The 26,488-nt window shown below is 71.7% G+C and carries 27 protein-coding genes; 15 read left to right on the top strand and 12 right to left on the bottom strand.

All coding sequences use genetic code 11. The features are described 5' to 3' along the window. Window positions 1-22: 22 nt before the first annotated feature. Both DNK56_RS02600 and DNK56_RS02595 read left to right on the top strand, forming a co-directional pair. Complete coding sequence (locus tag DNK56_RS02600) at window positions 23-1,294, top strand: ion channel protein (RefSeq protein ID WP_111330086.1); 1,272 nt, start codon at window positions 23-25, stop codon at window positions 1,292-1,294. A gap of 139 nt (window positions 1,295-1,433) precedes the next feature. Then, window positions 1,434-2,858 carry a glutamate decarboxylase gene (locus DNK56_RS02595; RefSeq protein WP_111330085.1) on the top strand — a complete coding sequence of 475 codons (1,425 nt, stop codon included), beginning with the start codon at window positions 1,434-1,436 and terminating at the stop codon, window positions 2,856-2,858. 24 nt (window positions 2,859-2,882) lie between these two features. Here the strand turns inward: DNK56_RS02595 and DNK56_RS02590 are convergent, their stop codons facing one another. The 3 genes from DNK56_RS02590 to DNK56_RS02580 are packed head-to-tail and all read right to left on the bottom strand — an operon-like array spanning window position 2,883 to window position 5,952. Next, window positions 2,883-3,500 (bottom strand): PadR family transcriptional regulator, encoded by a 618-nt coding sequence (locus DNK56_RS02590; protein WP_111330084.1) that lies wholly within the window; start codon window positions 3,498-3,500, stop codon window positions 2,883-2,885. 55 nt (window positions 3,501-3,555) lie between these two features. Next, window positions 3,556-5,013 (bottom strand): aldehyde dehydrogenase family protein, encoded by a 1,458-nt coding sequence (locus tag DNK56_RS02585; RefSeq protein ID WP_111330083.1) that lies wholly within the window; start codon window positions 5,011-5,013, stop codon window positions 3,556-3,558. 57 nt (window positions 5,014-5,070) lie between these two features. Then, window positions 5,071-5,952 (bottom strand): helix-turn-helix domain-containing protein, encoded by an 882-nt coding sequence (locus tag DNK56_RS02580; RefSeq protein WP_111330082.1) that lies wholly within the window; start codon window positions 5,950-5,952, stop codon window positions 5,071-5,073. A 328-nt stretch (window positions 5,953-6,280) separates the two neighbouring features. Between DNK56_RS02580 and DNK56_RS02575 the strand changes: the two genes are divergently transcribed. Further along, window positions 6,281-6,784 carry an ATP-binding protein gene (locus DNK56_RS02575; protein WP_111330081.1) on the top strand — a complete coding sequence of 168 codons (504 nt, stop codon included), beginning with the start codon at window positions 6,281-6,283 and terminating at the stop codon, window positions 6,782-6,784. 106 nt (window positions 6,785-6,890) lie between these two features. On the opposite strand, the gene DNK56_RS02570 is transcribed toward DNK56_RS02575, so the two are convergent. After that, the gene (locus DNK56_RS02570; protein ID WP_111330080.1) at window positions 6,891-7,127 is read right to left on the bottom strand and encodes a DUF397 domain-containing protein; all 237 of its coding nucleotides are present in this window, start codon (window positions 7,125-7,127) and stop codon (window positions 6,891-6,893) included. Window positions 7,128-7,390: 263 nt separating this feature from the next. Here DNK56_RS02570 and DNK56_RS02565 point away from each other — a divergent pair, with 263 nt between their 5' ends. Next, window positions 7,391-7,891, top strand: coding sequence for a hypothetical protein (locus DNK56_RS02565; RefSeq protein ID WP_111330079.1), 501 nt, complete (start codon window positions 7,391-7,393; stop codon window positions 7,889-7,891). 10 nt (window positions 7,892-7,901) lie between these two features. Here DNK56_RS02565 and DNK56_RS02560 read toward each other — a convergent pair whose 3' ends face one another. Both DNK56_RS02560 and DNK56_RS02555 read right to left on the bottom strand, forming a co-directional pair. Next, window positions 7,902-10,028 (bottom strand): FUSC family protein, encoded by a 2,127-nt coding sequence (locus tag DNK56_RS02560; protein ID WP_111330078.1) that lies wholly within the window; start codon window positions 10,026-10,028, stop codon window positions 7,902-7,904. A gap of 57 nt (window positions 10,029-10,085) precedes the next feature. Further along, window positions 10,086-11,228: a DUF2786 domain-containing protein gene (locus DNK56_RS02555; RefSeq protein ID WP_111330077.1), complete on the bottom strand. Its 1,143-nt coding sequence runs from the start codon at window positions 11,226-11,228 to the stop codon at window positions 10,086-10,088. Between the two features lie 132 nt (window positions 11,229-11,360). On the opposite strand from DNK56_RS02555, the gene DNK56_RS02550 reads away from it, so the two are divergent. Then, a complete protein-coding gene (locus tag DNK56_RS02550; protein ID WP_111330076.1) occupies window positions 11,361-13,073 on the top strand; it encodes a bifunctional 3'-5' exonuclease/DNA polymerase in 1,713 nt (570 codons plus the stop codon). 335 nt (window positions 13,074-13,408) lie between these two features. On the opposite strand, the gene DNK56_RS02545 is transcribed toward DNK56_RS02550, so the two are convergent. Next, window positions 13,409-14,266 (bottom strand): dioxygenase family protein, encoded by an 858-nt coding sequence (locus DNK56_RS02545; protein WP_111330075.1) that lies wholly within the window; start codon window positions 14,264-14,266, stop codon window positions 13,409-13,411. Between the two features lie 173 nt (window positions 14,267-14,439). Then, on the bottom strand, window positions 14,440-15,813 hold the full coding sequence (locus DNK56_RS02540; protein WP_241989730.1) for an alpha-lytic protease prodomain-containing protein: 1,374 nt from the start codon (window positions 15,811-15,813) through the stop codon (window positions 14,440-14,442). Between the two features lie 199 nt (window positions 15,814-16,012). On the opposite strand from DNK56_RS02540, the gene DNK56_RS02535 reads away from it, so the two are divergent. Beyond that, window positions 16,013-16,696: a phosphotransferase gene (locus DNK56_RS02535; protein WP_111330073.1), complete on the top strand. Its 684-nt coding sequence runs from the start codon at window positions 16,013-16,015 to the stop codon at window positions 16,694-16,696. 24 nt (window positions 16,697-16,720) lie between these two features. Here DNK56_RS02535 and DNK56_RS02530 read toward each other — a convergent pair whose 3' ends face one another. Together DNK56_RS02530 and DNK56_RS02525 are read right to left on the bottom strand one after the other, a co-directional pair. Beyond that, on the bottom strand, window positions 16,721-17,092 hold the full coding sequence (locus DNK56_RS02530; protein ID WP_199563906.1) for a hypothetical protein: 372 nt from the start codon (window positions 17,090-17,092) through the stop codon (window positions 16,721-16,723). Continuing rightward, complete coding sequence (locus DNK56_RS02525) at window positions 17,092-17,325, bottom strand: hypothetical protein (protein ID WP_111330072.1); 234 nt, start codon at window positions 17,323-17,325, stop codon at window positions 17,092-17,094. The genes DNK56_RS02530 and DNK56_RS02525 overlap by 1 nt, the downstream gene beginning before the upstream one ends. A 154-nt stretch (window positions 17,326-17,479) precedes the next feature. Here DNK56_RS02525 and DNK56_RS02520 point away from each other — a divergent pair, with 154 nt between their 5' ends. The 9 genes from DNK56_RS02520 (at window position 17,480) to DNK56_RS02485 (ending at window position 24,679) form a co-directional block, all read left to right on the top strand. Beyond that, complete coding sequence (locus DNK56_RS02520; RefSeq protein WP_241989729.1) at window positions 17,480-18,328, top strand: helix-turn-helix domain-containing protein; 849 nt, start codon at window positions 17,480-17,482, stop codon at window positions 18,326-18,328. Next, on the top strand, window positions 18,303-18,515 hold the full coding sequence (locus tag DNK56_RS02515) for a DUF397 domain-containing protein (protein WP_111330070.1): 213 nt from the start codon (window positions 18,303-18,305) through the stop codon (window positions 18,513-18,515). The genes DNK56_RS02520 and DNK56_RS02515 overlap by 26 nt, the downstream gene beginning before the upstream one ends. Before the next feature lie 332 nt (window positions 18,516-18,847). Beyond that, a complete protein-coding gene (locus DNK56_RS02510; protein ID WP_111330069.1) occupies window positions 18,848-20,236 on the top strand; it encodes an IS1380 family transposase in 1,389 nt (462 codons plus the stop codon). Between the two features lie 426 nt (window positions 20,237-20,662). Then, on the top strand, window positions 20,663-20,887 hold the full coding sequence (locus DNK56_RS02505) for a hypothetical protein (protein WP_111330068.1): 225 nt from the start codon (window positions 20,663-20,665) through the stop codon (window positions 20,885-20,887). Window positions 20,888-20,890: 3 nt separating this feature from the next. Continuing rightward, on the top strand, window positions 20,891-21,427 hold the full coding sequence (locus DNK56_RS02500; RefSeq protein ID WP_111330067.1) for a DUF6879 family protein: 537 nt from the start codon (window positions 20,891-20,893) through the stop codon (window positions 21,425-21,427). Further along, window positions 21,424-22,266 carry a helix-turn-helix domain-containing protein gene (locus DNK56_RS02495; protein WP_111335373.1) on the top strand — a complete coding sequence of 281 codons (843 nt, stop codon included), beginning with the start codon at window positions 21,424-21,426 and terminating at the stop codon, window positions 22,264-22,266. The genes DNK56_RS02500 and DNK56_RS02495 overlap by 4 nt, the downstream gene beginning before the upstream one ends. 174 nt (window positions 22,267-22,440) lie before the next feature. Beyond that, window positions 22,441-23,568 carry a radical SAM protein gene (locus tag DNK56_RS02490; RefSeq protein WP_111330066.1) on the top strand — a complete coding sequence of 376 codons (1,128 nt, stop codon included), beginning with the start codon at window positions 22,441-22,443 and terminating at the stop codon, window positions 23,566-23,568. Further along, window positions 23,565-23,729 carry a hypothetical protein gene (locus tag DNK56_RS35210; RefSeq protein ID WP_199563907.1) on the top strand — a complete coding sequence of 55 codons (165 nt, stop codon included), beginning with the start codon at window positions 23,565-23,567 and terminating at the stop codon, window positions 23,727-23,729. Before DNK56_RS02490 ends, DNK56_RS35210 begins: the two co-directional genes overlap by 4 nt. 80 nt (window positions 23,730-23,809) lie before the next feature. Continuing rightward, the gene (locus DNK56_RS02485) at window positions 23,810-24,679 is read left to right on the top strand and encodes a GNAT family N-acetyltransferase (RefSeq protein WP_111330065.1); all 870 of its coding nucleotides are present in this window, start codon (window positions 23,810-23,812) and stop codon (window positions 24,677-24,679) included. 34 nt (window positions 24,680-24,713) lie between these two features. Here the strand turns inward: DNK56_RS02485 and DNK56_RS02480 are convergent, their stop codons facing one another. Together DNK56_RS02480 and DNK56_RS02475 are read right to left on the bottom strand one after the other, a co-directional pair. Then, window positions 24,714-24,905 carry an acyl-CoA carboxylase subunit epsilon gene (locus DNK56_RS02480; RefSeq protein WP_111330064.1) on the bottom strand — a complete coding sequence of 64 codons (192 nt, stop codon included), beginning with the start codon at window positions 24,903-24,905 and terminating at the stop codon, window positions 24,714-24,716. After that, complete coding sequence (locus DNK56_RS02475; RefSeq protein ID WP_111335371.1) at window positions 24,902-26,482, bottom strand: acyl-CoA carboxylase subunit beta; 1,581 nt, start codon at window positions 26,480-26,482, stop codon at window positions 24,902-24,904. Before DNK56_RS02475 ends, DNK56_RS02480 begins: the two co-directional genes overlap by 4 nt. Between the last annotated feature and the right edge of the window lie 6 nt (window positions 26,483-26,488).

The raw sequence follows: 26,488 nt of genomic DNA, 5'->3' as shown, positions 1-26,488 counted from the left end.
TTTGGATCGCTATGGTGTGGCGATGACGACCGATTCCGCCGTCGCCGAGCCGGCTCCCGCCCGCCGGCTGCTCGCGCTCATCGTGCCCGCCCTGGCCGTCGGGGTGGCCTCGGCCCTGGTGCTGCTCGGGGTCAGCCTCCTCGCGGAGAAGTTGCAGGACGTCCTCTGGAAGACGCTGCCCGACGCGCTGTCGGTCGGCCGGTACTCCTCGCTCTGGATGATCGTCATGCTCACCGTCACCGGCCTGGTGACCGGCCTGGTGGTCAGCACGGTGCCGGGCCGCGCCGGACCGGACCCGGCGACCATGGGCCTCGTCGACCCGCCGCTGCCCCCGTACGTGGTGCCCGGCCTGCTCGTGGTCACCGTCCTGGCCCTGGCCGGCGGCGTCAGCCTGGGCCCGGAGAACCCGATCACCGCCGCCAACATCGCCCTGGCCGCCTGGGCCGGCCGCCGGATCGCCCCCGGCGCGCCCGCACAGCTGTGGCTCGGGCTCGCCGCCGCCGGCACGGTCGGCGCCCTCTTCGGCACCCCGGTGGCCGCCGCCCTCATCCTCACCGAGACGCTGGCCTCCACACCGGGGCCCGGCGCGCTCTGGGACAAGCTGTTCGGGCCGCTCGCGGCCGGGGCCGCCGGATCGCTGACCATGTCGCTGGCCGAACACCCCAGCTTCGACCTGTCGCTGCCCGCGTACGCGCACACCGGCTGGGGCGACCTGCTCGCCGCCGCCGTGATCGCGTCCGCCGGAGCGGTCCTCGGCCTCGCGGCGGTGTACGCGTTCCCGCCGGCGCACCGGTTCTTCCGGGCCCTGCGGCACCCGGTGCTCACCCTGACCCTGGGCGGTCTGGCGCTCGGGCTGCTCGGGGCACTGGGCGGACACCTCACCCTCTTCAAGGGGCTGGACGAGGTGAAGACGATCGCCGCCGATCCGGACGGCTGGTCGGCCGCCGGGTTCGGGACGATGGCGGTGGTGAAGACGGCGGCCCTGGTGATCGCCGCGACCTGCGGCTTCCGGGGCGGCCGGATCTTCCCCGCGGTGTTCTCGGGCGTGGCGCTCGGACTGTGCGCCCACGCGCTGGTGAACGGAGTGCCGGTGGCGCTCGCGGTGACGTGCGCGGTGCTGGGCGTCCTGCTGGCCGTCACCCGGCAGGGCTGGCTCAGCCTGTTCACGGCGGCGGTGCTGGCCGGGGACACCGCCCTGCTCCCGGTGCTGTGCGTCGCCCTGCTGCCCGGCTGGCTGCTGGTCACCGGCCGCCCGCTGATGCAGCTGCGCGAGGACGGCACGCCGATGCGCTGAACGGGGGCCGGGGCGCGGAGCGGGCCGCGCCGGGGCCCGCGCACCGGACGGACCAGCATCGGGTGGCACCCGTACGGGCCGCCCGTATCGTCGGATTCGTCCGGTCTCGCGGGCGCGAGCCGAGAAGGGCAGGTCCGTGATGCCGCTCCACCGTGGCTCCGCGCACGAGGGCGAACCGTCGGCCGCGCAGCGCAGGCTCGCGCTCAACCCGTTCTACGGGGAGGCCGACCCGGTCGCCGGCATGGAGTCCGCGCCGCCCCGGCACCGGATGCCGGACGGACCGCTGCCGCCCTCCATCGCGTACGGGCTCGTCCACGACGAGCTGATGCTCGACGGCAACTCGCGGCTCAACCTCGCCACCTTCGTCACCACCTGGATGGAGCCGCAGGCCGCGGTGCTGATGGGCGAGTGCCGCGACAAGAACATGATCGACAAGGACGAGTACCCGCGCACCGCCGAGCTGGAGCGGCGCTGTGTGTCGATGCTCGCCGACCTCTGGCACGCCCCCGACCCCTCGGCGGCCGTGGGCTGTTCGACGACCGGGTCCAGCGAGGCGTGCATGCTCGCCGCGATGGCGCTCAAACGCCGCTGGGCGGCGAAGAACGCCGACCGCTACCCGGCGACCGCCCGTCCCAACCTCGTGATGGGGGTGAACGTGCAGGTCTGCTGGGAGAAGTTCTGCACGTTCTGGGAGGTCGAGCCGCGCCTGGTCCCCATGGAGGGCGACCGCTTCCACCTCGACCCACAGGCCGCCGTCGACCTCTGCGACGAGAACACCATCGGGGTCGTGGGCGTCCTCGGCTCCACCTTCGACGGCAGCTACGAGCCGATCGAGGAGCTGTGCGCGGCGCTGGACGGGCTCCAGGAGCGCACTGGCCTCGACATCCCCGTCCATGTGGACGGGGCGTCCGGTGCCATGGTCGCGCCGTTCCTCGACGAGGAGCTGGTGTGGGACTTCCGGCTTCCCCGCGTCTCCTCCATCAACACCTCCGGCCACAAGTACGGACTGGTCTATCCGGGCGTCGGCTGGGCGCTGTGGCGGTCGCCCGCCGAGCTGCCCGAGGAGCTGGTCTTCCGGGTGAACTACCTGGGCGGCGACATGCCGACCTTCGCGCTGAACTTCTCCCGGCCCGGCGCCCAGGTCGTCGCGCAGTACTACACGTTCCTGCGGCTGGGCCGGGACGGCTACCGGGCCGTGCAGCAGGCGGCGCGGGACGTGGCGACGGGCCTGGCCGCGAAGATCGAGGAGCTGGGCGACTTCCGGCTGCTCACCCGGGGCGACCAGCTCCCCGTCTTCGCGCTGACGACGAAGCCGGAGGTGACGGCGTACGACGTCTTCGACGTGTCGCGGCGGCTGCGCGAGCGGGGCTGGCTGGTGCCCGCGTACACCTTCCCGGCCGACCGGGAGGACCTGTCGGTGCTCCGCGTCGTGTGCCGCAACGGCTTCTCGTCCGACCTGGCGGAACTCCTCATCGAGGACCTGCGGCTGCTGATGCCCGAACTGCGCGCCCAGCCGCACCCGCTGACCCGCGACCAGAACGCCGCCACGTCCTTCCACCACTGAGGCGCTGTGGGGGCGACGGCGGGCTCAGCCCGTCGCGTACGGGTTCTCCTCGCCCTCGGCGAGCACCCCGATGAAGGGCTCCCCCTCGCCCGCGAAGACGTATGCCCCGCCCTCGATGCGCGCGATCAGCCCGCGCGTCCACTCCGCGCCGGCGTCCGCCGAGTGCACCCAGTAGTTCATGACCTCGCCGATGTGGCCCAGCGCCTCGGGCCCGCCCTCCGGGAGGTAGTGCCGGGTGACGGCGGTGCGCCAGGCGGCGAGGTTCTCCAGCCGCTCACGGAGCAGCGCGACCGCCTCGGCGCGCTCCAGGTCGACGATGAAGCCGATGCCCGCCGAGAGGACGTCCATGCGCTGGTCGTACGAGGTCAGCGAGGTGCGCAGCAGGGCGAGGTACTCCTCGGTGCCGCGCTCGGTGATCTCGTACTCGATGCGCGGCGGGCCGCCCGCCGTGCTCGGGGCCACCTCGTGGGCGAGGAGCATGCCCTGCTTCGCGAGCTGCTTGAGCGCGTGGTAGACGGAGCCGGGCTTGGCGTTGGACCACTCGTGGGCGCCCCAGTACTCCAGGTCGTTGCGGACCTGGTAGCCGTGGGCCCGGCCGTGCTGGCGCACGGCGCCGAGGACCAGCAGCCGGATCGCGGACATGCCCTCACCTCTCTGGTCAACCCGGTGACCAGACTAACGGGAGGGCCGGACAGGGTCAGAAGGGGAAGACGCTGCGGCCGTGCTGGACGGAGATCCACTTCTGGGTGGTGAACGCCTCCACCGCCGCGTCGCCGTTCACCCGGCCGAGACCGGAGTCCTTCTCGCCGCCGAAGGCGATGCCCGGATCGTCGTGCACGGTGGAGTCGTTGACGTGGAACATGCCGCTGCGGATGCGCTGGGCGAACCGGACCCCGCGCCCGGTGCGGGCGGTGTGCACGGCGCCGCTGAGGCCGTACGGGCTGTCGTTGACGATGCGCACGGCCTCGTCCTCGCCGTCGAAGGCGACCAGCAGCGCGACGGGCCCGAAGATCTCCTGGTTCAGCAGCGGGGAGCCCTCGGGCAGCCCGGTGAGCACGGTCGGCTCGACGAGGTTGCCGCGCACCCGGCCGCGGACCGGCGCCTCGGCGCCCTCGGCGATCGCCTGGTCCACCAGGACGGCCAGCGAGTCGGCGTGGAAGGTGTTGATGACCGGGCCGATGCGGGTGTCCGGCTCGCGCGGGTCGCCGGTCTTGAGGGCGGCCACCCGGGCGCAGAACTTCTCGGTGAACTCGTCGGCCACCGCGCGGTCCACGAGGATGCGGTTGGCGGCCATGCAGACCTGGCCGGAGTAGATGAACCGGCTGAAGACGGCGGCGTCCACCGCGTAGTCGACGTCGGCGTCGTCCAGGACCACCAGGGCGCTGTTGCCGCTGAGTTCGAGGATGGTGCGCTTGAAGAGGGCGCCCGCCGCGGCGGCGACATGGCGGCCGACGCGGTCCGAGCCGGCGAAGGAGATCACGCTGGGCACGGGGTGCTCGATGAAGGCGTCGCCTATCTCGGCGATGTCCGTGACGACGACGTTGAGCAGCCCGGCCGGCAGCCCCGCCTCCTCGAAGATCCTGGCGACCAGGCCGCCGCCGACGACGGGCGAGTTCTGGTTGGCCTTGACGACGACCGCGTTGCCGAGGGCGAGCGCGGGGGCGACGGACTTCATCGTCACCAGGAGCGGGAAGTTGAACGGGCTGATGACGCCGACGACACCGACCGGCAGCCGGTAGAGCAGGTTCTCCCGGCCGTCCGCGGCGGAGGGCAGGATGCGGCCCTCCGGGGACAGCGCCTGGCGGATGGCCTCCCGCAGGAACTCCTGGGCGAGGCCCAGTTCGTACTCCGCCTTGGTGCGGGTGCCGCCCAGTTCGTCGATGATCGCCTCGGTGATCTCACCGGCCATGCGCTCGGTGACCCGCAGGGCGCGTTCCAGAACGTCGCGGCGGCGGTACGGGCTGGTCGCGGCCCACTCGCCCTGCGCGCGTTCGGCGGCGCGGTACGCCTCGTCCACCTCGGCGGCCGTGGCGATGGTGATCGCGGCGAGCTTCTCCCCGTTGTACGGGTTGAAATCGATGATGTCCCAGGAGCCGGTGCCCGTCCGCCATTCACCGTCGATGTACTGGCCGGCCAGCTCTTGGAAGAAGGACATGCGATCCCTTAACAGCTCAGGTGCAGACTCCTGTGGGAACGTCATCCTACTGAAATTTCAGGAGAGTTGGAGAAGTCCTCGCAGCAGGTCACGACTCTCTTCCGGACCCGGACTGTCCTCGTGGAGCCGCGTCATCGCCTTTTCGTACTGGGCGACCTCCTCGTCCTTGTCCAGATAGAGCGCACTTGTCAGCTGCTCCAAATAGACAATGTCCGACAGATCGGATTCCGGGAATCGCAGCATCGTGAAGGAACCGCTCTCGCCGGAGTGGCCGCCGAAACTGAACGGCATCACCTGGAGCGTGATGTTCGGCTGCTCCGACATATCGATCAGATGCCGCAATTGCGCCCGCATCACCTCGCGGCCGCCGTACGGGCGGCGCAGCGCGGCCTCGTCCAGGACCGCGTGGAAGCGGGGGGCCCGCTCGGAGACGAGGACCTTCTGGCGCTCCAGGCGCAGGGCGACCCGGCGCTCGATCTCGGCGGCCGGCGCCCCGCGCATGCCGCGCGCGACGACCGCGTGGGCGTAGTCCTCGGTCTGCAGCAGCCCGTGCACGAACTGGACCTCGTAGATCCTGATGAGCGAGGCCGCACCCTCCAGACCGACGTACGTCTGGAACCAGCCGGGCAGTACGTCCCCGTAGCTGTGCCACCAGCCCGCCACGTTGGCCTCACGGGCCAGGGCGAGCAGGGAGTCGCGCTCCGCCTCGTCCGTGACGCCGTAGAGCGTGAGCAGATCCTCGACGTCCCTGGCCTTGAAGCTCACCCGTCCCAACTCCATGCGGCTGATCTTCGACTCGGAGGCCCGGATGGAGTAGCCGGCCGCTTCGCGCGTGATGCCTCGCGAGTCACGCAGTCTCCTGAGCTGGGAGCCCAGCAGGATGCGCCGCACCACGGACCCACTCGACTCGCCTGCCGCCACTGGTCCAACCCTCCCCATCGCTTCCTGGCATCGGGGCTCCCCCTGAACCCCAAGTGCCGGATTCTGCCATCAAAACGCTTCAGCCCGTACTCATTCGATTACGGAAATGGGAAGACCTTGGGAAGTGGGCGAAACACGGGCCGGGAAGAAATGACCCGTAAGGGACGGCGTCGGACAGGTCCGGCGCGTGCACGTGCATCTGCCCTTGCATCTGCTGTGCGCATTCGGAACCATGGAGCCCGCGCACCTGCGTGCTCGTTCGTGTTGTGCCGCTGTTCCCCGGTACGCAGTACCGATACAGCCGCGATTACCGGGAGTGCCTCGCATGGGGACGAATGGATCGACAATGCTCGAGCCGTTACGGCAGGGGCTTCCCCCCATCGATCCCTCAGCCGTCTCCGGATCAGCCACCTGCACACTGCCCGCCCGCTACGAAGCGGTGGGCGGGGCTCGGCAGTTCACCCGGGTGACCCTGGGGGGCTGGGGGCTGAGCGAGCGGTTCGACGATGTCGCGCTCGTCGTCTCCGAGCTGGTGACCAACGCGCTGCGGCACGCCCTGCCGGCGGCCGACGCACCGTGCGAGCCCCAGGAGCGGCCCGTGCGGCTGCATCTGATGCGCTGGACCTCGCGGCTGGTGTGCGCGGTGCGCGATCCGAGCCATGCCAGTCCGGTCGCCTCGGAGGCGGCGGACTCGGCCGAATCGGGCCGGGGCCTCTTCCTGGTGGAGTCGTTCAGCGACTGCTGGGGATGGCACCCGTCGCCCGTACTGAGTACCGAGAGCGTCGCGGGCACCGCCGCGGCGCGAGGCAAGGTCGTCTGGGCGCTGTTCCGGCTCGGCGACCCGGTGTGACGGGGGGCGGTGCGACCGGCCGGCGCACCGCGCAACACACCGCCCGAGAGCCGAACACCGCGGAAATCCGCGCGTGTTCGGCCCTTTGTGGTGTACGGAAGGCGGTTCAGCCCACCAGGTGGTCGAACTCGCCGTCCTTGACGCCGAGCAGCAACGCCTCTATCTCGGCCGGCGTGTAGACCAGGGCCGGGCCGTCCGGGTGGCGCGAATTGCGCATCGCCACTCCCCCGTCGGGCAGTTTCGCGAACTCCACGCAGGAACCCTGGGAGTTGCTGTGTCTGCTCTTCTGCCAGACGACTCCGCGAAGCTCTGTGGCCGCCATGCCGTTGTACACGTGGTGCACAGGACGCTCCCCGAGTTGCAAGGTGCAAGTGTCAACTGTCCGGGATCATAGCTGTGTTCAATTCCTCATGCATGAGCGGATGCACGGGCAGATGCACGTGCACGCGGGGTGTTCCCGCGATTACAGCTCCCTCCCGTAGAGACGCGGAAATGGCCTCTTCGGCTCCCGATCAAGCGAGTTGACCTCACAACAGGCCGTTCGGGCCGCTGATGGCTTGTGGACGGTCACTCAGGTGACCATTCCAATCACGGGGGGAAATCAACATGTACGGGAACGCGCGGACCGGCGCGATACTGACCGCCGGCCTGTTGGCCGCGGTGATGCTCACCGGTTGCGGAAGCGACGGTGACAAGAACGATTCGGGCGCCAAGGGGGCGGGGGACGTGAAGTCCCTGGCGGGCGGCTGGATCAGCCAGAAGGACGGCAAGCAGGTGGTGCTGTCCGTGAACGACGGCATGGCCGGCCTGGTCGCCGACGCCCATGTCTGCACGGGGAACGTCAAGGACGCGGACAAGCCGACGCTGAAACTGGAGTGCGCGGACGGCGACACCACCCGGACGGCGGGGACCGTCGAGTCCAACGACGGCAAGACCCTCGTCATCTCGTGGGACGGCGGGACCCGGGACGAGCTGAAAAAGGCCGCGGCGGGGGTCGACCTCCCCGACCTGCCGGATCTGCCCGACGTCTCCGGCGACATGGAGGACCCCGGCCTGTCCGGCGACCCGGCGGACATGGACGAGGTCCCGGAGGTGCCGGAGCCGTAGTGCCGTGGCGTCACGACGTCAGGCCGCGCGAGAAGTCCTCCAGGGCTTCGAGCAGCAGCCCGGCGCTGTTGCGTACGAGCGGGGCGGGGGCCGGTACGGCGGTCCCCGCCTCCTCGCGCGCCGCGCACTCCGCCTCCCAGCGCTCCAGCGCCTCGCGGACCGGGGTCCAGTCCGGCACCCGGCGCTCGCGCACCGCCTTCGCGCCCCGGTCCGTCGCCCGGCGCAGCGCCTCCGCGAGCCGGGCGGCCCCCGGTACGGGCGTCGCGCCACCGGGCGGGAGGTGGGCCTCCAGCAGCATGGCGACCCGGCCGAACTGGGCCAGGGCGTGCTGAGTGGCATCCGACGCCCCGTGCGACAGGCCCCGGTGGCGCACCGGTTCGTGGCGGGCGGTCGCCACCGCCTCCTGCCAGGCGACCCGTGCCTCGCGGGTGGCGAGCAGGGCCGCCCGTACGTCGTGGTGGCCGCGCGCGGCCGGGTCGCCGTACTGCTCGACGACGGCTGCGGCGTACCGGCCGTCCGCCTTGAGCCAGTCGCCGAGCCGGGTCCGCAGGCGCGGGGTCTCCCAGGCCGGGTAGACGGCGTACGAGATCATCGCCAGGAGTCCGCCCGCCAGGGTGAGGAGCACCCGCTCGAAGACGGTCTGGGAGAGGTCGTCGCCGGCCATGCCGAGCAGGAAGACGACGTACGCGCCGACGCACGCCTGGGAGACCGCGTAGCCGGTCCGCATCAGCAGGTACATCAGCAGGGCGCAGATCACGGCGAGCACGGCGAGGGGGCCGGTGCCGGGGTGGGCGGCCTGGACGATCGCCGAGGCGAGGAAGACGCCGACGAGGGTGCCGCCGAAGCGGGCGACCGCCCGGGAGTACGTCTGGGAGAACTCCGGCCGCATCACCATCACGGCCGCCATGGGCACCCAGTAGCCGTGGCCCAGCGGCAGCAGCCGGCCGACCAGGTAGCCGACCGCCGCGACGACGGCGATCCGCACCGCGTGCCGCAGGATCGGGGAGCCGTGGTGGGCCTCGCGGCGCATCGCCCGCACGATCACCGGCACCAGATGCGGCAGGCCGGGGCGCGGGTGGTGCTCGCGGGGCAGCGGCCCGTCCTCGATGGCCTCGGCGGCCTCCCGCGCCCCGGCCCGCTCCTCCTTCGTGCCGTCGCCCTCGGCGGCCTCGATCACGTCGGAGAGCAGGGCGGCGAGCCGGTCGGCGGCGCGCAGCGGCGGGCCGGCGAGCAGGGCCCCGGTGTCGGGGGTCCTGAGCGCGGCGACGGCCGGGGCGGGCAGCCGGACCGGGTCGCCCTTGCGGATGGCGCGCGCGGCGGCGTCGAGCAGCGAACCGGCGGCGGCCAGCAGTTCGCGTACGCGGTCGCGCTGAGGGCCTTCGGCGGGCACGCCCATGGCGGGGTCGGCGAGGGAGGCGAGGACGGGTCGGATGCGTTCGGCGACCCCGCGTGAGCCGTGGAGTTCGGCGGGGCGGCGGCGGGCCTCGCGGGCGGTGACGGCGGCGGCCCGGCGCGCGACCATCAGCGGTTCCGGGTCGAAGTGGGCGACCGGGTCGTGGCGCAGCCGCCGGGCGTAGTCGGCCTCGGCGGCCAGGGCGTCGGCGAGCGCGTCGCGCTGGGCGCCCCATCTGCGGATCGGGAAGAGCACGATCAGCGCGGCCTGGACGACCCCGCCGAACATGATCATCGCGCCGTGCAGTGCGGCCTGGGCGGCGGAGGTGGGCAGGGTGATGGTGACGAGCATGATCGCGACGTTGGACGCGGCGATGATGCCCCCGGTCGGACCGGCCGCCCAGGCGAGCCCGGCGAGGAACGTCCAGACGACCAGGAGCAGCGTGAAGAGCGCGAGATGGGTGCCGGTGACATAGCCGAGGAAGGTGGAGAGCCCGAGGCTGATCCCGGAGACCAGGGCGAGGACCGGGCGGGGGCGCCAGCTGCGCTGGAAGGTGGCGATGGCGGCCTGGAACGCGCCGAACGCGGAGCCGGCGGCGACCACGGGCCCGAAGAGGGCCAGGCTCACTCCGATGACGAGCGCGAGCCCGGCGGCGCCGCGCACGGCGACGAGCGGTTCGAGGCGCCGCCGCTCGATCGTCAGGCCGGAGCGGGCGGTCTCCTTCAGCGCCCGGAGCCAGCTCATGGACCGAGCCTAGCCGGAATTACCGTTTCGCCCGACTTGCCAGGTCTTGTGGAGTGCTCAGCGGGGGATGCGGCGGGGTTCGGTGCCCATCCGGGCGGCGTCGGCGGCCTCGGTGCCGTGGGTCCAGCCGGCCAGGTCCGTGGCGCCCCGGACGCGGGTGGTCGTGGTGTGCGGGAACAGCTCGTCGGCGGCGCGGGTGACCGCCAGGTCGCGGGCGGCCAGGGCCGGGAGGAGGGCGGGGATGTCCGCCGCGGCCTCGGTCCGGGTCGTCACCGATTCCAGGCGGGTGCCCAGGCGCTGGGCGTAGGCCATCAGGAAGGACTGCCGGAACGTCTTGGTGCGCTTGCGGCCGCCCGCGCGCTGGCCCGCCTCGGCGCGGGTCATCGCGGCCGTGCCCTGCACCAGGAGCGAGGTGTGCAGCAGTTCCACCGCTTCCAGGTCCGCCTCGAAGCCGATGACCGTGCTGAAGCCGAGGTCGCCGTTCCACACGGCGCGGCAGCGGTTCGCCGAGGCCACCGCGTCCAGCAGGATCGCCTTGGCGGTCTCGTAGGGGGCGTCCACGCCGATCCGGCAGGCGGCGGGGGTGCGGTCGCCGGGCGTCCGGGCGGCGAGCAGGGCCTCGTCCACGCTGTGCCGGGCCATCAGTTCCTGGGCCTTGGCGGTGAGCGCCTCCGCCTCCTCCGGGTAGCCCGTCGCCTCCGCCTTCGCCAGCAGGGCGCGGATGCGGGTGAGCATGCGGGGCTCGCCGGCCGCGGGCGGCCGGTGCGGGGCCTCGTGGGCGGCGCCGGGCGGGGGCCCGACCGGCTCGATGGCAGGCAGGTTCAGCAGGAGCCGGTGGAGGGCGAGGAGCGCGGAGGCGTAGGAGAACCGGTCCGGCCGGCCCGCGGGCGGCCCGGCGGGCAGGTCGGCGAGCTGGGCGGCCCAGCGCGGCGGCAGCCCGTCGTAGCCGCGGACCTCGGAGGCGATGAGCCCGGCGGCCAGCCCGGCGGCGTGCTCGCCGAGGTCGCGGCGGACGATGCGGACGACGTCGGCGGGGAGCCAGCCTCGCCGCCAGGCACGCCGGACGAACTCCTCACCCCGGCGCGCCAGCTCCGCGTCGACCTGCGGGGCGGCGGCGAGCAGCGAGGCGCCGGTGTCGAGGCCGGCGTCGCCCTCCGAGTAGAGGGCGGCCGCGAACGCCTGGTCGATCACCGATTCCATGGGATCAGCGTAAGCAACGCGCTGTCCGGGGGGTCTCCGTCCACAGCTGTCTCCACAGGCTGTGGATATCGAACGCGCGCACGAAGCCTTGGCTCCCGGCCGCTGTCAGTGCCGGGTGCCAGACTCGGCCGTATGACCGAACGCTGGGCGCTGGCCGTCACGGAGGACGGGGCCGCGCGCCTCGCCCCGCTGGACCGCGCCGGCCGTCCGTCGGGCCCGGTGCAGACCGCGCCGGACGTGGCGGAGGCGGTCCGCTCCCGGCCGGACGTCGCGCGCTGGGTGTGGCGGTCCACGGCCGCCGTCTACCCCCGGCTGCTGGCCGCCGGAGTGCGGGTGGAGCGCGCCTACGACGTGGAGGCGGCGGAGTCCCTGCTCCTGGGATACGAGGGCCGGCTCGGCGAGCCCCGGTCGGCGGCGGCCGCCCTGGCGCGGCTGCGGGGCGGCCCGGTGCCGCCCGATCCGCCGCCCCGCGCCGCGGAGCCCGGCTCCCAGTCCTCCCTCTTCGAGCCGTCGCCGGGCCCGGAGCCGCCCCTGGAGGCCCTGACCGAGGTGTACGCGGCCCAGCTCGCCCGGCACGACGCGACGGACCGGCCGGACCGGATGCGGCTGCTGACGGCCGCCGAGTCGGCCGGGATGCTGGTCGCCGCCGAGATGAACCGCGCGGGCCTGCCCTGGCGGGCCGACGTCCACCGCGAGGTGCTGCGCGAACTGCTCGGCGAGCGGTACGCGGGCGGGGGCGAGCCGCGCCGGCTGGCGGAGCTGGCCGACGAGGTGTCCGCCGCGTTCGGCCGCCGGGTGCGGCCGGATCTGCCGGCCGACGTGGTGCGGGCGTTCGCGCGGGACGGGGTGCGGGTGCGCTCGACGCGCCGCTGGGAGATCGAGTCGCTGGACCATCCGGCGGTCGGGCCGCTGATCGCGTACAAGAAGCTGTACCGGATCTGGACGGCGCACGGCTGGGGCTGGCTCCAGGACTGGGTGCGCGACGGCCGCTTCCGCCCCGAGTACCAGCCGGGCGGCACGGTGAGCGGGCGGTGGACGACCAACGGCGGCGGGGCGCTCCAGATCCCGAAGGTGATCCGGCGGGCCGTCGTCGCGGACGAGGGCTGGCGGCTGGTCGTCGCGGACGCCGCCCAGATGGAGCCGAGGGTGCTGGCCGCGATCTCGCGCGACCCCGGTCTGATGGAGGTGGCCGGTCATGAGGGCGACCTCTACACCGCGCTGTCCGACCGCGCCTTCCACGGCGACCGGGACCACGCGAAGCTCGCGCTGCTCGGGGCGGTGTACGGGCAGACGTCCGGGGACGGGCTGAAGAATCTGGCGGCCCTGCGCCGCAGGTTCCCGCGCGCGGTGGCCTATGTGGACGACGCGGCCAAGGCCGGCGAGGAGGGCCGTCTCGTCCGCACCTGGCTGGGCCGGACCAGCCCGCCCGCGGCGGGTCACGGGGAGGACGGGGAGGCCGGAATCCCGCAGGAGGAGCCGGTTCCGGCGGACGGGTCGGGCGGCGGCGAATCGGGCTACGGCCGGCAGCCGGGCTACGCCTCGGCGGAGGCGCGGGCGCGGGGCCGGTTCACCCGGAACTTCGTGGTCCAGGGCAGTGCGGCGGACTGGGCGCTGCTGCTGCTGGCGGCGCTGCGGCGGTCGATCGCGGCCGCCGGCCTCCGGGCGGAACTGGTGTTCTTCCAGCACGACGAGGTGATCGTGCACTGCCCGGAGGCGGAGGCCGCAGCGGTGGTGGCGGCGATCCGGGAGGCCGCCGAACTGGCCGGGCGGACGGTGTTCGGCGAGACCCCGGTGCGTTTTCCGTTCACCACCGCGGTGGTGGAGCGCTACTCCGACGCGAAGTGAACGCGCGGTGCGAGCGCGAGGGGGCCAGGGCCTGTATTGAGTTCCCCGTCGTCCGCCCGGAGGGCGGGCGCGGCGGCGGTCGGTGCGTGCGATCGGTGTGCGGCGGTCCAGGTCATGTGGCGGAGCCACCTGTCCTGGGGCGCCGTGCGGCGAGCGTGCGTGCCGGGCGTCGGGGCGCAGACGGGGAACTCAATACAGGCCCTGGGAGGAGGGAGAAGAGATGCGGCCCGAACCGAACCCCCTCCGGTCCGGGCCGTGCGCCCGCCGCGCCTCCGGGGAGAGAGCCCGGAGGCGCGGGGGCGCGGCGGTTACGGCCGCTCGGCCGGTCTGCTCGTCTACCCGCGTTCCCACAACGCGGGGACATTCGGCGGCTCCCAGCCGGTCAGAGCGGTGTGAGCCTGCAGACAGCGGTACGCGACCCCGCCGTATGTGACGCGGTCTCCCGCGGTGTAGGCCGTCCCGGCCGCCCAGGTACCGCCGGTCGGCGGGTCGGTCGGGTCCGGCGGGTCGGTCGGGTCCGGCTGCTGGGCGACGTTGAGGACGAAGTCGAAACTGCCCTGCTTGCCGGAGCCGGCCGTCCGGACGTTCATGAGCAGCGCGGGGTCGTACAGCATGTCGGTGCCGTTGCGCGGCTCGCCCGGGAAGTACAGCTGGGTGGTGAGGATGCCGGAGCCCGGCGCCTGCGCCTTGACGTGGATGTGGCGGGTGCGGCCCGGGTACAGGCCCGGCACGATCGTGGTCAGGGAGAACGCGCCGCTCTGGTCGGTGAACTGGTGACCGCGGAAGTTGTACCCGCTCATGTCGTACTCGCCGTTGTCGTCGGCCTGCCAGAAGTCGAGCAGCACGCCGGGGATGGGGCGGCACTCACGGCCGAAGACGTAGCCGCTGACGGTCAGCGGGACGCCGGGCGTCGAGGAGGTCACCAGGCTGGTGCGGAGGGGCGAGTTGGGCTTGAAGTACGGGCCCTCCATCTGGTCGTGCGTCGGCTCGTCGCCGTCGTCGCAGTCCGGCGTGGGGGCGAGCAGCTCGCCGCTCTTGCCGGCGTCGCGGGCGAGGGCGACCCCACCGCCCGCGAACAGCGGCACGGCGGTGGCCACGAGCGCGGCCTTGAGCAGGGACTTCCGGCTGATGGCCGGGCCGCCTGCGGCTTCGGCGGCTGCCGGTTCGATGGATTCGTTGGGCTCGGGGGACATGGCTGACGGTCTCCTCGGGACGGTGGGGAAGGGGCACGTGCGCGGTGCGGGGGGCCCGGAGCGACGCTGCTCCGGGCCCCGCTCCTCGATCCGGAGAGGGTGGGCCGGTAATGAGGGGTTGTCGCCCGCGTCGCAGGGCCGGTGTCACAGCACCTGCGACGCGGAAGCGGGTGTTACAGCGCCTGCCAGAGGGCCGGAACGTTCGGCGGGGTCCAGCCGGGCTGCGCCAGGTGGCCCTGGAGGCAGCGGTAGCTCGCCGAGCCGTACGTCACGACGTCACCGGCCGCGTAGTTGGTGCCGGCCGCCCAGGTGCCGCCGGGGTTCGGCGGGTCGGTCGGGTCCGGCGGCGGCGTGGTGGGGCCGCCGTTGGTCACCAGGGTCACGCCGTACGCCTGGAGCGCGGCGTTGATGGGCTGGAAGTACGTCACACCGCCCTGCGAGCAGTTGCCGGTGCCACCGGAGGTGACGCCCTGCGCCTGGCTGCCGGAGATGAACGAACCGCCGGAGTCACCGGGTTCGGCGCACACGTTGGTCCGGGTCACGCCGGAGACGGTGCCCTCCTGGTAGGTGACGCTGCTGTTGCGCTGCTGGATGGTGCCGCAGTGCCAGCCGGTCGTGGAGCCCGAGCGGCAGACGGACTGGCCCTCGATCGCCTCGGTGGAGCCGGTGACCGTGACGTCGGCGTTGCCGTAGCCGTTCACCAGGGGACGCGGGGTCCAGTTGGAGTTGGTGGCGACCCAGGAGTAGTCGCGGCCGGGGAACGTCGAGCCCTGGAAGGAGCCCTGGGCCTGCTGGTTGTAGCCGCTCGTGCTGGTGCCGGGGCGGCCGCAGTGCCCGGCGCTGACGAAGCCGCTCTGGGTGCCGCGCTTGACGGGGAAGCCGATGGAGCAGCGGCCGGAGCCGTTCATGTAGTACGCGTCGCCGCCGCGCAGGTCCGCGAAGGTGCGGGGCTGCTCGGTGGAGTGCGCGATCTTCACCAGGGCGCGGTCCACCCCGGCCTTGGCGAGGAACGCCTCGGCGGCGGCGGTCTTGCCGGCCTGGACGACGACCCGGTTGGTGCTGACGTCCACGTACCAGGACGGGACGTTCTTGGGGGCCTTGCGCAGTGCGACCCGGTCCAGGGCGGCCTTGGCGGTGTTCAGCTCCGCCAGGCTGTGGTCGACGACCTCGGCGCGGGCGCCGGTCTTCGCGATGCGGGCGGCGTCCGCGGCGCTGGTGGTGGACACGGTCAGCTTGGCCGTGTCACCGGAGACGCGGGCACCGGCGAAGTTGTCCCCGAGGGAGTACTTCAGCCCGGCGGTGACGGCGGTGGCCTGCGCCTCGTTGGCTATGCGGCTGCGGGCCTCGGACGCGGTCAGTCCGAGGTCCCGCTGCATGGCCTTGAGCAGACCCGGTGAGAGTTGGGCGGAGTCCGCCGCGTCGGTGGGGGCGTGGGGGGCGGGATCGGCGGACGCGGTGCCGGTCAGACCGGCGATCGCGAGCGCGCCGACGGCCACGGTGGCGGTACACGCGGCCAGGGCCCGTCTGCGGAGCATGGATCTCTCCACGGAACTCTCCTTGTTCTGGGGATCGCTTCGGGGGGAAGCAGTGCGGGGGAATTCGCCGCCAAGGTAGCCGCGTACACGTCATCTTCAGGAGATCCCGTCCTCCCCATCGCATCGCGTTATGGGGCCCCCGCGAGCCGCGCCCCGGCGGCCCGCCGGGCCCGGCCTCCCCTCCTGCCCGGAGCCCGAGTAGGTTCCCTTCATGCACATAGGCCAACTGCTGGGCAGCGGACGCAACGCGGATGTGTACGAGCTGGACGAGGCATGGGTGCTGCGGCGTTACCGCGACGGTATGGACGCCGCCCGCGAACTCCCCGTGATGTCCTATCTGTCGGCCTCCGGCTATCCGGTGCCCCGCCTCGGCCCGCAGCCGCCGTCCGCCGGGCCCGGCGATCTGGTCCTCCAGCGGCTGTACGGGCCGACGATGCTGGAGTCCCTGATGTCCGGGGACGTCGGCGCCGAGGAGGGCGCCGAACTGCTGGCCGGTCTCCTCGCCGAGCTGCACACCGTCCCGGCCCGCCTCTCGCCCGACCCGGACGACCGCGTCCTGCACCTGGACCTGCACCCGGACAACGTGATGCTGACGGCGGACGGGCCCGTGGTGATCGACTGGAGCAACACCGAGGAGGGGGCGCCCGCCCTGGACCGGGCGATGTCGGCGCTGGTCCTGGCCCAGGTCGCCGTGGACCCGGCGAACCCTGCGGCGGACGGCGCGCGGCTGCTGGTGACCGCGCTGGTCCCGCGCCTGGCCGCCGACGACGGCCTCCCCGCCCACCACCTCGCCGAAGCGGCCACCCGCCGCACGCTCAACCCGATGATGTCCCCGTCCGAAACGGCCCTGATCCCCGAAGCGACGGACCTGGTCACCGCCCTGAGCGGCCGGTAGCGGCGGACCGGGGGCCCGTACGGGTCACAGATACAACTGGCGGCCGCACTCACCGCAGTGGGTCTTGCCCTCGCGGGGTTCGATCCGCCGGTGCTCGCAGGCTCCGACCACCGTTGTCGCGTGGCGTCGGCGGGGCGCGGCGGCCGGGGCCGCGATGCCGTCCCGGACATGGGCCTGGAGGCGGACCATGCGGGCCAGTTCCGCGACGCACGGGCCGCAGGCGTAGACGTCGCCCGTCGCGCCCGGCGTGGCCACGGCGCCGACCCACAGCACCGCGACCTCCTCACGCCGGCAGTACAGCCAGCACGTGCCCGTCACCCACGCGTTCCCGTCGCCGGCCTGTGCGGCCAGGGGCCACGCGTCGCGCCAGGGGCGCTCGACGGCCGGAGGGAACATCACACCGCGCCGCCCGACCGGAGTGCCACGGCCAGCGCACGGGCCGTGACCACGTTGCACCGCCCCAGATCGATCAGCGCCGACGGGTTCGGCCCGGCGCACGAGATGGCGTCGATCCCCAGCGACGGCAGCTTCAGCCCCGCCTCGCCCAGCGCCTCGCGCAGCTCGTCGCGCGCCCGCTCGGCCTCCGCGACCTTCTCGTCCGCCATCCGCTGCCAGTCGTTCGTTGCCATGCCGTCTCTCCCGTACGCCCTCGTTGCGCCCGCTGCGCTCCGTGTGCGCCGCGTGCTCTCTGTTACCAATTACTCACACCATGACGCCGGAACGCGTACGCTCAACAGGTCTACGGCGATTCCAACGCCCGGTGAATGGTTGGGAGTTGAACAAGTGAGCGAACCTGTGGACCAGGACTGCGAACCCGCGAATGGCGCGGCGTTCTTCGGCGAGGAGGTCAGGGCGTTACGGGAGGCCCTGTCGCTGTCGCAAACGGGGCTCGCGGACCGGCTCCACTACCAGCAGGCGCAGGTCAGCAAGGTGGAGAACGGGGTCATGCTGGCCTCGGAGGCGTTCGCGCAGGCGATGGACCGCGTGGCGGGCACGCCGGGCACGTACAAGCGCCTCCGCGCCAAGCTGAGCAAGCTCGGTCACCCCGAGTGGTTCATCCCGTACATCCAGCTGGAGAAGACGGCGGCGAAGGTCGAGGACTATTCAAACGCCTTCATCATGGGTGCGTTGCAGACCCCGGAGTACGCCGAGGCCGTCTACCGGGCGGGGCATCCACGCGAGACGGACGCTCAGATCAAGCACAGGGTCGAGATCCGGCTGCGCCGTCAGGAAATACTGGAACGTGAGAATCCGCCCCTTCTGTGGGTGATCCTGCACGAGTCCGCACTCCGTACGGTCGTCGGCAGTTCCACCGTCATGGCGGGTCAGCTGGCGCATCTGATCGAAATGGCGGCCGAGCCCCATATCTCCCTGCAAGTACTGCCGTTCACAGCGGGTGCTCCCGCGTCCGGGCTCCCGTTTACCATGCTTACGCAAGCCGATGGGGCAACAGTCCTGTACTCGGAGACGACAGGGCAGGGGCGTGTGAACGACTCCACGGCGGCCGTGCAGGAGTGGACGGCCACGTACGAGCAGCTTCGCGCTTCGGCCGAGTCGGAGGCCCGGTCACTGCGCCTTATTCACTCGATCATGGAGGACCACGCGAATGAGCAGCACCCCGGACCCGCGTGACGTGCGTTGGGTCAGCAGCACCTACAGCGACGCCCAGGGTGGCCAGTGCATCCAGTGGGCGCCCGAACATGCCGTCGCCACGGGTGAGTTCCTCGTCCGCGACAGCAAGGCCCCCAACGGCCCGCACCTGACCCTCTCCCCCACCGGCTTCACCGCCCTCGTGAAGTACGCCAAGAACCACGCGTAACCCACAACCGCCACGCGCCCCGCCGGCCACTACGGCCGGCGGGGCGCGCGCCTGCTCCGGCCCAAGTGATCGGCCAGACCTGTACAAAACTTCAAGGGGCTGTGCATGTGCGGGCCGGGGCGAAGCAGCGGGGACGGCCTGACTTCGGCCTGTGGTTGTTCAACTCCCGGCTGCTACAGCGAAGGCGTGGGGTCGCCGGCCGGAGGCCTGAGCCTGGATCCACCGCGCGATAGTGGGTCTGTGGACGAGGAAATAAGAAGAGGTGCCTGCTGACCTGGGATGATGGGAGTTCCTAGGCTCTCATCAGTCCCACGAAGCAAGGCACCTCGTAAGTGAAAGTCTTCCACAGTCCGGCGGCGCTGTTCGCCGCGTTCGACGACCCCGACCTGATCGCGCATGCCGGGCTCATCCCCACGATCCGGCTGGCCGAGCGGTGCGGCCTGCCCGCCCTGGTGGCCGAGAAGGTGAAGCTCACCGGCGCCAAGAACGGTGCCGGGACGGCCGCCGACGCGAAGGCGCTGTCGATCGTGGGCGGGATGGTGGCCGGGGCGGACAGCATCGATGACCTGGATGTGCTGCGTCATGGTGGGCTGGCCCGGTTGTTCGGCGGGGTGCGTGCCCCGTCCACGCTGGGCACGTTCCTGCGCGCGTTCACCTGGGGGCACGTACGCCAACTGGAGTCCGCCGCCCGGGCGTTCACGTGCAATCTCGCCGCGCACACCGGCCTGGTCCCCACCGCGGACGAGGTGGTGTTCGTCGACATCGACTCCAAGGTCAAGCAGGTCTACGGCCCGGCCAAGCAGGGCGCCTCCTTCGGCTACACCAAACAGCGCGGCCTGCACTTCCAGATCGTCACCGTCAAGACGGGCACCTGCGCGCCGGTGATCGTGGCCACCAGGCTGCGCAAGGGCTCGGCGGGTTCCGGCAAGGGTGCGGCAAGTCTGCTGCGCGAGGCCCTTGCGGTGGTGCGGGCGATGGGCATCACCGCACAGATCATCGTCCGCGCCGACTCCGCGTACTTCTCCCACAAGGTCGTCGACGTCTGCCGCAAGGCCGGCGCACGGTTCTCGCTCGCGGTCGCGGTCAGGAAGAAGATCCGCGAGGCCATCGCCACCGTTCCCGAGGACGCCTGGACACCGATCAAGTACGCCGCCGCCGTCTGGGACGCCGACGAGGAACGCTGGATCTCCGACGCGGAGATCGCCGAGGTCCCCTTCACCGCGTTCACCAGCAAGAAGAAGGCGTTCCACACCACCGCCCGGCTGATCGTGCGCCGGGTGAAGCGCCTGAACCCCAAGAGCGTGCCCGAGGGGCAGGCCCAGCTCTTCGGCGTCTGGCGTCACCACGTCATCTTCACCGACAGCCCCTTCGTCCTGGCCCAGGCCGAACCCATGCACCGCGAACACGCCGTCATCGAGCAGGTCTTCGCCGACCTGGAAAACTCCGCGCTCGCCCACCTGCCGTCGGGGAAGTTCACCGCGAACGCCGCCTGGCTCACCCTCACAGCCACCGCCTACAACCTCACCCGCGCCAGCGGCCACCTCGCCTCCGCCTTCCACGCCAGGGCGAGGACCGGCACCATCCGACGCCACCTGATCAACATCCCCGCCCGGATCGCCACCGGCGCCCGCCGCGTCACCCTCCACCTGCCCGAACGCTGGCGCCGGGCCGACGACTTCACCGACCTGTGGACAGCCACCGGCCAGCGCATGCTCACCTGAACCACACGCTCGACCTGACCGCCCACGACCTGGAAGAACCTCGGAGACCCCGCACCGGACGGCCACCCGGCCCATCGCGCTGCCCGCACCCCGAAAGATCACCCCGAGCCCGCCCGATACCGAAGATCAGAATTCACGCGGTGGATCGAGGCTGAGACCGTGTCTGTGCTGCGTCCACCCTCGCCCGAACCGGGATGTCCCCAACCAAAGACGGGCCGGCACAGCACACCGGACGAAACACGATCATGCAACGGCCCCTGTCCTCTGAACAGAGCCGCAGACGACAACTACCGTGCTCACTCTCAGGCGGATTGCGCGCAACGAGTTCGCGGCCGGGCGGCACGCGCAATCTCCCGCAATCCTTGTGCAGGCGTGCGCGATCCGAAACATTCTGGGTCTCTCATCAGCCAGGACGGAGGCGGACAGATGACACTCAGGTTCATCGGTACGACGTCGGAGCACGGCAACTGCCCCACGCTGTACGAGGTCGTCGAGACGGGCGAGATCCTCGTACAGGGCGAGATCGAGACGGACCCCGAGCATCTCGCGCAGCTTCGGGACGTGAAGCCGAGCGAGACGTTCGTGCGCGTGCCGCGGGAATTACTGACGCGGTTCGCACCGAGCGATGACGAGCCGCAGGTGAAGGAGTAGCGCGTGCCTGGCCTGGTCTCTTTCGACGAGATCGCCCACCTGTTCACGGATTTCGAGCACACGGCATGGCGGTTGGAGACGCGCCGGGGGTATGCGTCGGACCGGGAGGGCGAGCGGTTCAAGGCGTTCGTACGGGGGGTATTGCCGGAGGTGGAGCCGGGGCACTCGTGGAATGTGAATGTGCGGGCACAGACAGCGGCGGGGAAGCGGTTCTCGCGGGTCCGGGTGGTCGACGATCCGCCGACGGATGGGCAGCTGTTCCTCATGGCGACCGCGCGCGGCAACATCGAGTCCGGGGAGGACATCCGGGTGTTGCCTCGGGCCGGGGCGAAGCGGCTCGGACTGCCTGACTTCGACCTGTGGTTGTTCGACTCCCGGGTGCTGGTCCGGTTTCACATCGACGACACCGACACGACGGTCGGTGTCGAGGTGACCGAGGACCCCGTGGAGGTGCTGGCCACGTGTCGGGCACGGGATGCTGCCTGGCATTTCGCGGTGCCTGCGGCGGAGGCGTGGGCACGGGTACGTTCGTCCACGTGAGCACCGACTTCCAGACGGCCCGTGAGGCGCTCGGCGCGCGGCTGCGTGAGCTGCGCGCCGAGGCCGGGTTCGACGGGAAGGGCGTGGCCGCGCTGCTCGGCTGGCAGCGGTCGAAGGTGTCGCGGCTGGAAAACGGGAAGCAGACGGCGACGCCTGCGGATCTCGAAGCGTGGGCCGCGGCCGTGGGATCGCCGGCCGAGGCCGCCGACCTGAAGAGTCGGTTGCGGGGGCTGGAGTCGCAGCACCGATCGTGGCGGCGGCAGCTCTCGTCCGGGCACCGGAGTGTGCAGGATCGGTACGTGGCCGAGTACCGACGTACGTCGACGGTGCGCGGCTACGAGGCGACCGTGATCCCGGGGTTGTTTCAGACTCCGGAGTACGCTCGCCATTTGCTCGTGGGAAACGCCGAGTTGATGCATTCGCCACGGGATACGGACGAGGCTGTCCGGGCGCGTATGAAGCGGCAAGAGGTGCTGTACGAGCCGGGTAAGACATTCCGGGTCCTGATCTGGGAGGGAGTGCTTCACGCCCTGGTGTGTCCGCCGGACGTGATGGCGGGGCAGCTCGACCGGCTCGTCGGGCTGATCGGCATGAGCACGGTCGGGCTTGGCATTGTGCCGTTCGGCGTGCGGCTCAAGCTCAGCCCGAAGCACGGTTTCTGGATGTTCGACGAGGAGAGAGTCGTCGTCGAAACGATCAACACGGAGTACACGTTGGAATCGGCCGAGGACGTCGCCCTGTACGGCCGGGTGTGGGACGGGCTCGACGAGGGCGCGGTGTACGGGGCGCCGGCGCATCGGCTCATCGCTCGCGCACGGGCGTCGCTCGACCTCGTGTGAGCAATCAGCCCCAACCCTGCGGAGGCTCACGCAATCCGGCCCAATCGGCGCGCGGGCGCGCCATCGGATTCCTTACGGTCCTGGTCATGGCCGCACGGACACGCAATCCGAGAACTTGTCATGCGTCCGGCGGCGCGTCCCGGCACGTTTCCCGGTCCGGAAGGAGGGCCACTGATGGCCCATGCTCTGATCGCTTCCCCGTTCCTTGACGGGCACCTACTCCTCAAGCCCGGTGCCCGCGCGGGGGCTCGCATCCCTGCCGATCACTATGAGCAGCTCCGGGACGCTGCTGTGGCTGACCAGGTCGTGCCGGGCTGGCTGTCCGACACCGCGTGGGCAAGCTGGGGCGTGGACGTGGCCGGGCTGCCCGCGCAGGGCACCGTCCTGGTCCGCGAGCCGTCCCCCTACGGCTACTGCCGGGCCTCTTGGGAGATCAACCTCGGCTGCAACTTCGGCTGCAAGCACTGCTATCTCGGTGAACGCCCCTTCTCCGGCCTCCCTTGGGAGGACAAGGTGCGGTTGCTGGACATCATGCGCGAGGCCGGCGTCCTCTGGCTCCAGATCACCGGCGGCGAACCGACCATGGACCCGCATTTCCAGGACGCCTACCGATACGCCTGGCTGTCCGGGATGATGCTCACCGTCTCGACCAACGGCTCGCTGCTGTGGCGGCCGGACCTCCTCGACCTGTTCCGTGACTGCCCGCCGTATCGGCTCGTCGTCAGCATGTACGGTGCGAGCGAGACGTCCTTCGACGCGCTCACCCAGCGGCGCGGCGCGTGGAAGGCGTTCCGGCGGGGCATGGATGCTGCGCGGGAGGCCGGCCTGCCACTGCGTATCAACGTCGTGGTGACCGAGGACAACGCTTCCGAGGCCGATGCGATGACTGCGCTCGCAAGCGAGTGGGACGTCGAGAACCACGCGTACACGAACATGACGCCCACCATCTACGGCGGCGGGGAGCCGCTCCTCGCCCAGTCGGCCGAACACCTGCGCCGACGCAAGCCGTTCGCCGGATGCAATGCCGGCCACACCTTTTTCCACGCCGACCCTCACGCCAAGGTGTCGATCTGCAAGGTCGGCCGCGACGACCGGATCGACCTCATGGCCGAAGGCATCGAAGGACTGCGACGGCTCGGCGCGATCGCCGACCGTCTGATGCTTCGCACCGGAGGGTGCGAGGGCTGCGCCCTGTCCGGCACATGCCGGGTCTGCCGCCCTCTGGCCAAGCACTACCAGAAGGCGAAGGCGCCGCTGCACAGCTACTGCCAGCACGGAGAAAAGGAGAAGGTGACCTCATGACCGGACCCGTACCGGTGCAGATCCTGACCGGTTCGCCCAGTAGTGCCCGCCGCGCCGCGCCCCCGGTGGCCTCGGCCGCCGTCACACTCGTCTCGGACCTGGACGACGTCGTCGAGAGCGCGGAGTGCTCCTGCGACGCGGGGGACGACAACCCCCATTAGCTCCATCCGGCCCGGCCGTGTTCCGGCCCGTCCCCGCCGACGGGCCGGAACACCTCTACGTCCAGCGGTGAGGTGTCCGTATGTTCTTTCGTTGGGAATGGCTGCGGCCTGCGCTCACCGCACCGGTCGTGCCCACCCTCGGGCCCGTTCATCCGCATGCCCTGACCGTCGACCTGTTCGAGGCCACCCTCGTCGCGGCAGCCGCAGGCCAGCATTTCCTGCCGTACGACAAGGACCGCCGCTGGGGCCCGGAGAAGCAGGAGGCCGTCCTTGCCGGGGACGTGGTGCACCACCGCGACCACACGCTCGTCCCCACTCTGGCGGCACGCGGCCGAGGGGCCGTCAGGGTCTTCGCCTACGGCCATCGCCGGGACGTCCTGGAGCAGGCCGCCGAGCTGGCCGCGAAACTCGCCGCCGGCCACGGGGCCGCCACGGCTCGCGTCGTCCGGCCGCTGGGCCCGGAGGCGCCGCCCCCGCACGGCGTCCGCATCCAGCTCCAGGACTTCACCGTGCGCCACTGCCCCGCGCCGGACGGTCCCGTGCGCCCGCTCGACGACTGGCCCGCCCCCGTACGCCGGACCTTCGGCGCCTTCGCCCAGGCCATGGCGGCCGACGGATTCGCCTTTCTCGACCGGCGGATGCGGGCCGGACGTTGCGGACCGGTCCTCACCGCGGTCCTGGGCAACCGCGTGGTCGGCGCGATCGGGCCCATGGAGATCCGGCCCGACCCCACGGGGGCGGCCCAGTTGATGCCGCAGTACTTCGCCGTCCTGCCCGACGCGCGGGGCCGCGGGCTGGGCCGCCTGGTGTGGCGCGCCGCCATGCACTGGGGCCACACACACGGCGCGGCCTACCAGTTGCTCCAGACCGGGATCGGCGGCGCGTCCGACCGGATCTGCCGGAGCGAGGGGCTCACCACCCTTGGTTTCGTCAGCTCTCGCCCAGCGTAAGAACGCCGCATGGCCGGGTGGAGGAAAGCGGCCGTCATCGTGTCGCCCAGCCGGCCGGGCGCCGTGTGCCGGGGCGCAGGCGGTGGCCCGTGCGGGACCAGGGGGCCGGGTGGATCACATCGGCCGGAAGGTCGGCGGCGCGGTGGCGGGCCAGGGCGTGCAGGACGGTGAGGACGGCGGCCAGTTCCTCGGGCGTGGGGTCTCCGGACAGGAGTCGGATGTTCATGCCGGCTGGTTCCCGTGCTTGCGGTGCGGGAGCGCCACCGTCTTCGTGCGGAGCATGGCGAGCCCGGCCGCGAGGACGGAGCGGGTGCGCGCCGGGTCGATGACGTCGTCCACGAGCCCGCGCTCGGCCGCGTAGTACGGGTGCATCAGCTCCGCCTTGTACTCCTTGACCAGTTGCCGCCGGGTGGCCTCCGGGTCGTCGGAGGCCGCGATCCGGCGGCGGAAGATGACGTTGGCGGCGCCCTCCGCGCCCATGACGGCGATCTCGTTGGCCGGCCAGGCGTAGGAGAGGTCGGTGCCGATGGAGCGGGAGTCCATGACGATGTAGGCACCGCCGTACGCCTTGCGCAGGATCACCTGAACGCGGGGCACGGTCGCGTTGCAGTACGCGTAGAGGAGCTTCGCGCCGTGTCGGATGATGCCGCCGTGCTCCTGGTCCACGCCGGGCAGGAAACCGGGCACATCGACCAGCGTGACCAGCGGGATGTTGAAGGCGTCGCAGAGCTGCACGAAGCGTGCGGCCTTCTCCGAGGCGTGGATGTCGAGCACGCCTGCGAGCACCAGGGGCTGGTTGGCGACGACGCCGACCGTGCGCCCGTCGATCCGGCCGAGGGCACAGAGAATGTTGCCGGCCCAGTGCTCGTGGATCTCCATCAGGTCGCCGTCGTCCAGCAGTTCACGGGCCACCCGGCCCATGTCGTACGGGCGCTGCGGGTCGGCCGGGACGAGATCGAGGAGGCTGTCGCCGGAGCGGTCGGTGGGGTCGTCGCAGGGGACGGCGGGCGGCTCCTCGGTGCTGTTGGCCGGGAGCAGGGTGAGCAGATGGCGGACCTCCTCCAGGCAGGTCTCCTCGTCGTCGTACGCGAAATGCGCGACGCCCGACGTGCCCGCGTGGACATCGGCGCCGCCGAGGCCGTTCTGTGTGACCTGCTCGCCGGTGACGGCCTCGATGACGTCGGGTCCGGTGATGAACATCTGCGAGGTGTCGCGGACCATGAAGACGAAGTCGGTGAGGGCGGGGCTGTATGCGGCGCCACCCGCGCAGGGGCCGAGCATGACGCTGATCTGCGGGATCACCCCGGAGGCGCGGGTGTTGCGCTGGAATATGCCGCCGTAGCCGGCGAGGGCGGTGACGCCTTCCTGGATACGGGCACCGGCACCGTCGTTGAGCGAGACGAGCGGGGCCCCGGCGGCGAGGGCGAGGTCCATCACCTTGTGGATCTTCGCGGCGTGCGCCTCGCCCAAGGCACCGCCGAAGATCCGGAAGTCATGGGCGTAGACGAAGACCGTGCGGCCCTCGACGGTGCCCCAGCCGCCGACGACGCCGTCGGTGTGCGGACGGCGGCTCTCCAGGCCGAAGCCGGTCGCGCGGTGCCGGCGCAGCGGCTCGACCTCCTGGAAGGTGTCCGGGTCGAGGAGGAGGTCGATGCGTTCGCGGGCGGTGAGCTTGCCCTTGGCGTGCTGGCGTTCGGTGGCTACGGCTCCCCCGGCCTCCACGGCGGCGTGCAGGCCGTTCAGTTCGGCGGTGCGGGTGCGGAGCGAGAGGAGCGCGGCGGGGGCCGCGAACTCCTGCTCCAGCTCTGC

It is taken from the genome of Streptomyces sp. AC1-42W, assembly GCF_003248355.1.
Taxonomy (GTDB): Bacteria; Actinomycetota; Actinomycetes; order Streptomycetales; family Streptomycetaceae; genus Streptomyces.
This window is presented reverse-complemented; position numbering and strand designations above follow the sequence as displayed.

Coding starts and splice junctions, on each gene's coding strand:
- DNK56_RS02515 (WP_111330070.1), top strand. CDS start 18,303: ATGAGCAGCACCCCGGACCCGCGTGACGTGCGTTGGGTCAGCAGCACC.
- DNK56_RS02490 (WP_111330066.1), top strand. CDS start 22,441: ATGGCCCATGCTCTGATCGCTTCCCCGTTCCTTGACGGGCACCTACTC.
- DNK56_RS02575 (WP_111330081.1), top strand. CDS start 6,281: ATGCTCGAGCCGTTACGGCAGGGGCTTCCCCCCATCGATCCCTCAGCC.
- DNK56_RS02505 (WP_111330068.1), top strand. CDS start 20,663: ATGACACTCAGGTTCATCGGTACGACGTCGGAGCACGGCAACTGCCCC.
- DNK56_RS02485 (WP_111330065.1), top strand. CDS start 23,810: ATGTTCTTTCGTTGGGAATGGCTGCGGCCTGCGCTCACCGCACCGGTC.
- DNK56_RS02565 (WP_111330079.1), top strand. CDS start 7,391: ATGTACGGGAACGCGCGGACCGGCGCGATACTGACCGCCGGCCTGTTG.
- DNK56_RS02590 (WP_111330084.1), bottom strand. CDS start 3,500: ATGTCCGCGATCCGGCTGCTGGTCCTCGGCGCCGTGCGCCAGCACGGC.
- DNK56_RS02595 (WP_111330085.1), top strand. CDS start 1,434: ATGCCGCTCCACCGTGGCTCCGCGCACGAGGGCGAACCGTCGGCCGCG.
- DNK56_RS02580 (WP_111330082.1), bottom strand. CDS start 5,952: ATGGGGAGGGTTGGACCAGTGGCGGCAGGCGAGTCGAGTGGGTCCGTG.
- DNK56_RS02525 (WP_111330072.1), bottom strand. CDS start 17,325: ATGGCAACGAACGACTGGCAGCGGATGGCGGACGAGAAGGTCGCGGAG.
- DNK56_RS02560 (WP_111330078.1), bottom strand. CDS start 10,028: ATGAGCTGGCTCCGGGCGCTGAAGGAGACCGCCCGCTCCGGCCTGACG.
- DNK56_RS02530 (WP_199563906.1), bottom strand. CDS start 17,092: ATGTTCCCTCCGGCCGTCGAGCGCCCCTGGCGCGACGCGTGGCCCCTG.
- DNK56_RS02555 (WP_111330077.1), bottom strand. CDS start 11,228: ATGGAATCGGTGATCGACCAGGCGTTCGCGGCCGCCCTCTACTCGGAG.
- DNK56_RS02600 (WP_111330086.1), top strand. CDS start 23: ATGACGACCGATTCCGCCGTCGCCGAGCCGGCTCCCGCCCGCCGGCTG.
- DNK56_RS02545 (WP_111330075.1), bottom strand. CDS start 14,266: ATGTCCCCCGAGCCCAACGAATCCATCGAACCGGCAGCCGCCGAAGCC.
- DNK56_RS35210 (WP_199563907.1), top strand. CDS start 23,565: ATGACCGGACCCGTACCGGTGCAGATCCTGACCGGTTCGCCCAGTAGT.
- DNK56_RS02535 (WP_111330073.1), top strand. CDS start 16,013: ATGCACATAGGCCAACTGCTGGGCAGCGGACGCAACGCGGATGTGTAC.
- DNK56_RS02550 (WP_111330076.1), top strand. CDS start 11,361: ATGACCGAACGCTGGGCGCTGGCCGTCACGGAGGACGGGGCCGCGCGC.
- DNK56_RS02480 (WP_111330064.1), bottom strand. CDS start 24,905: ATGAACATCCGACTCCTGTCCGGAGACCCCACGCCCGAGGAACTGGCC.
- DNK56_RS02585 (WP_111330083.1), bottom strand. CDS start 5,013: ATGTCCTTCTTCCAAGAGCTGGCCGGCCAGTACATCGACGGTGAATGG.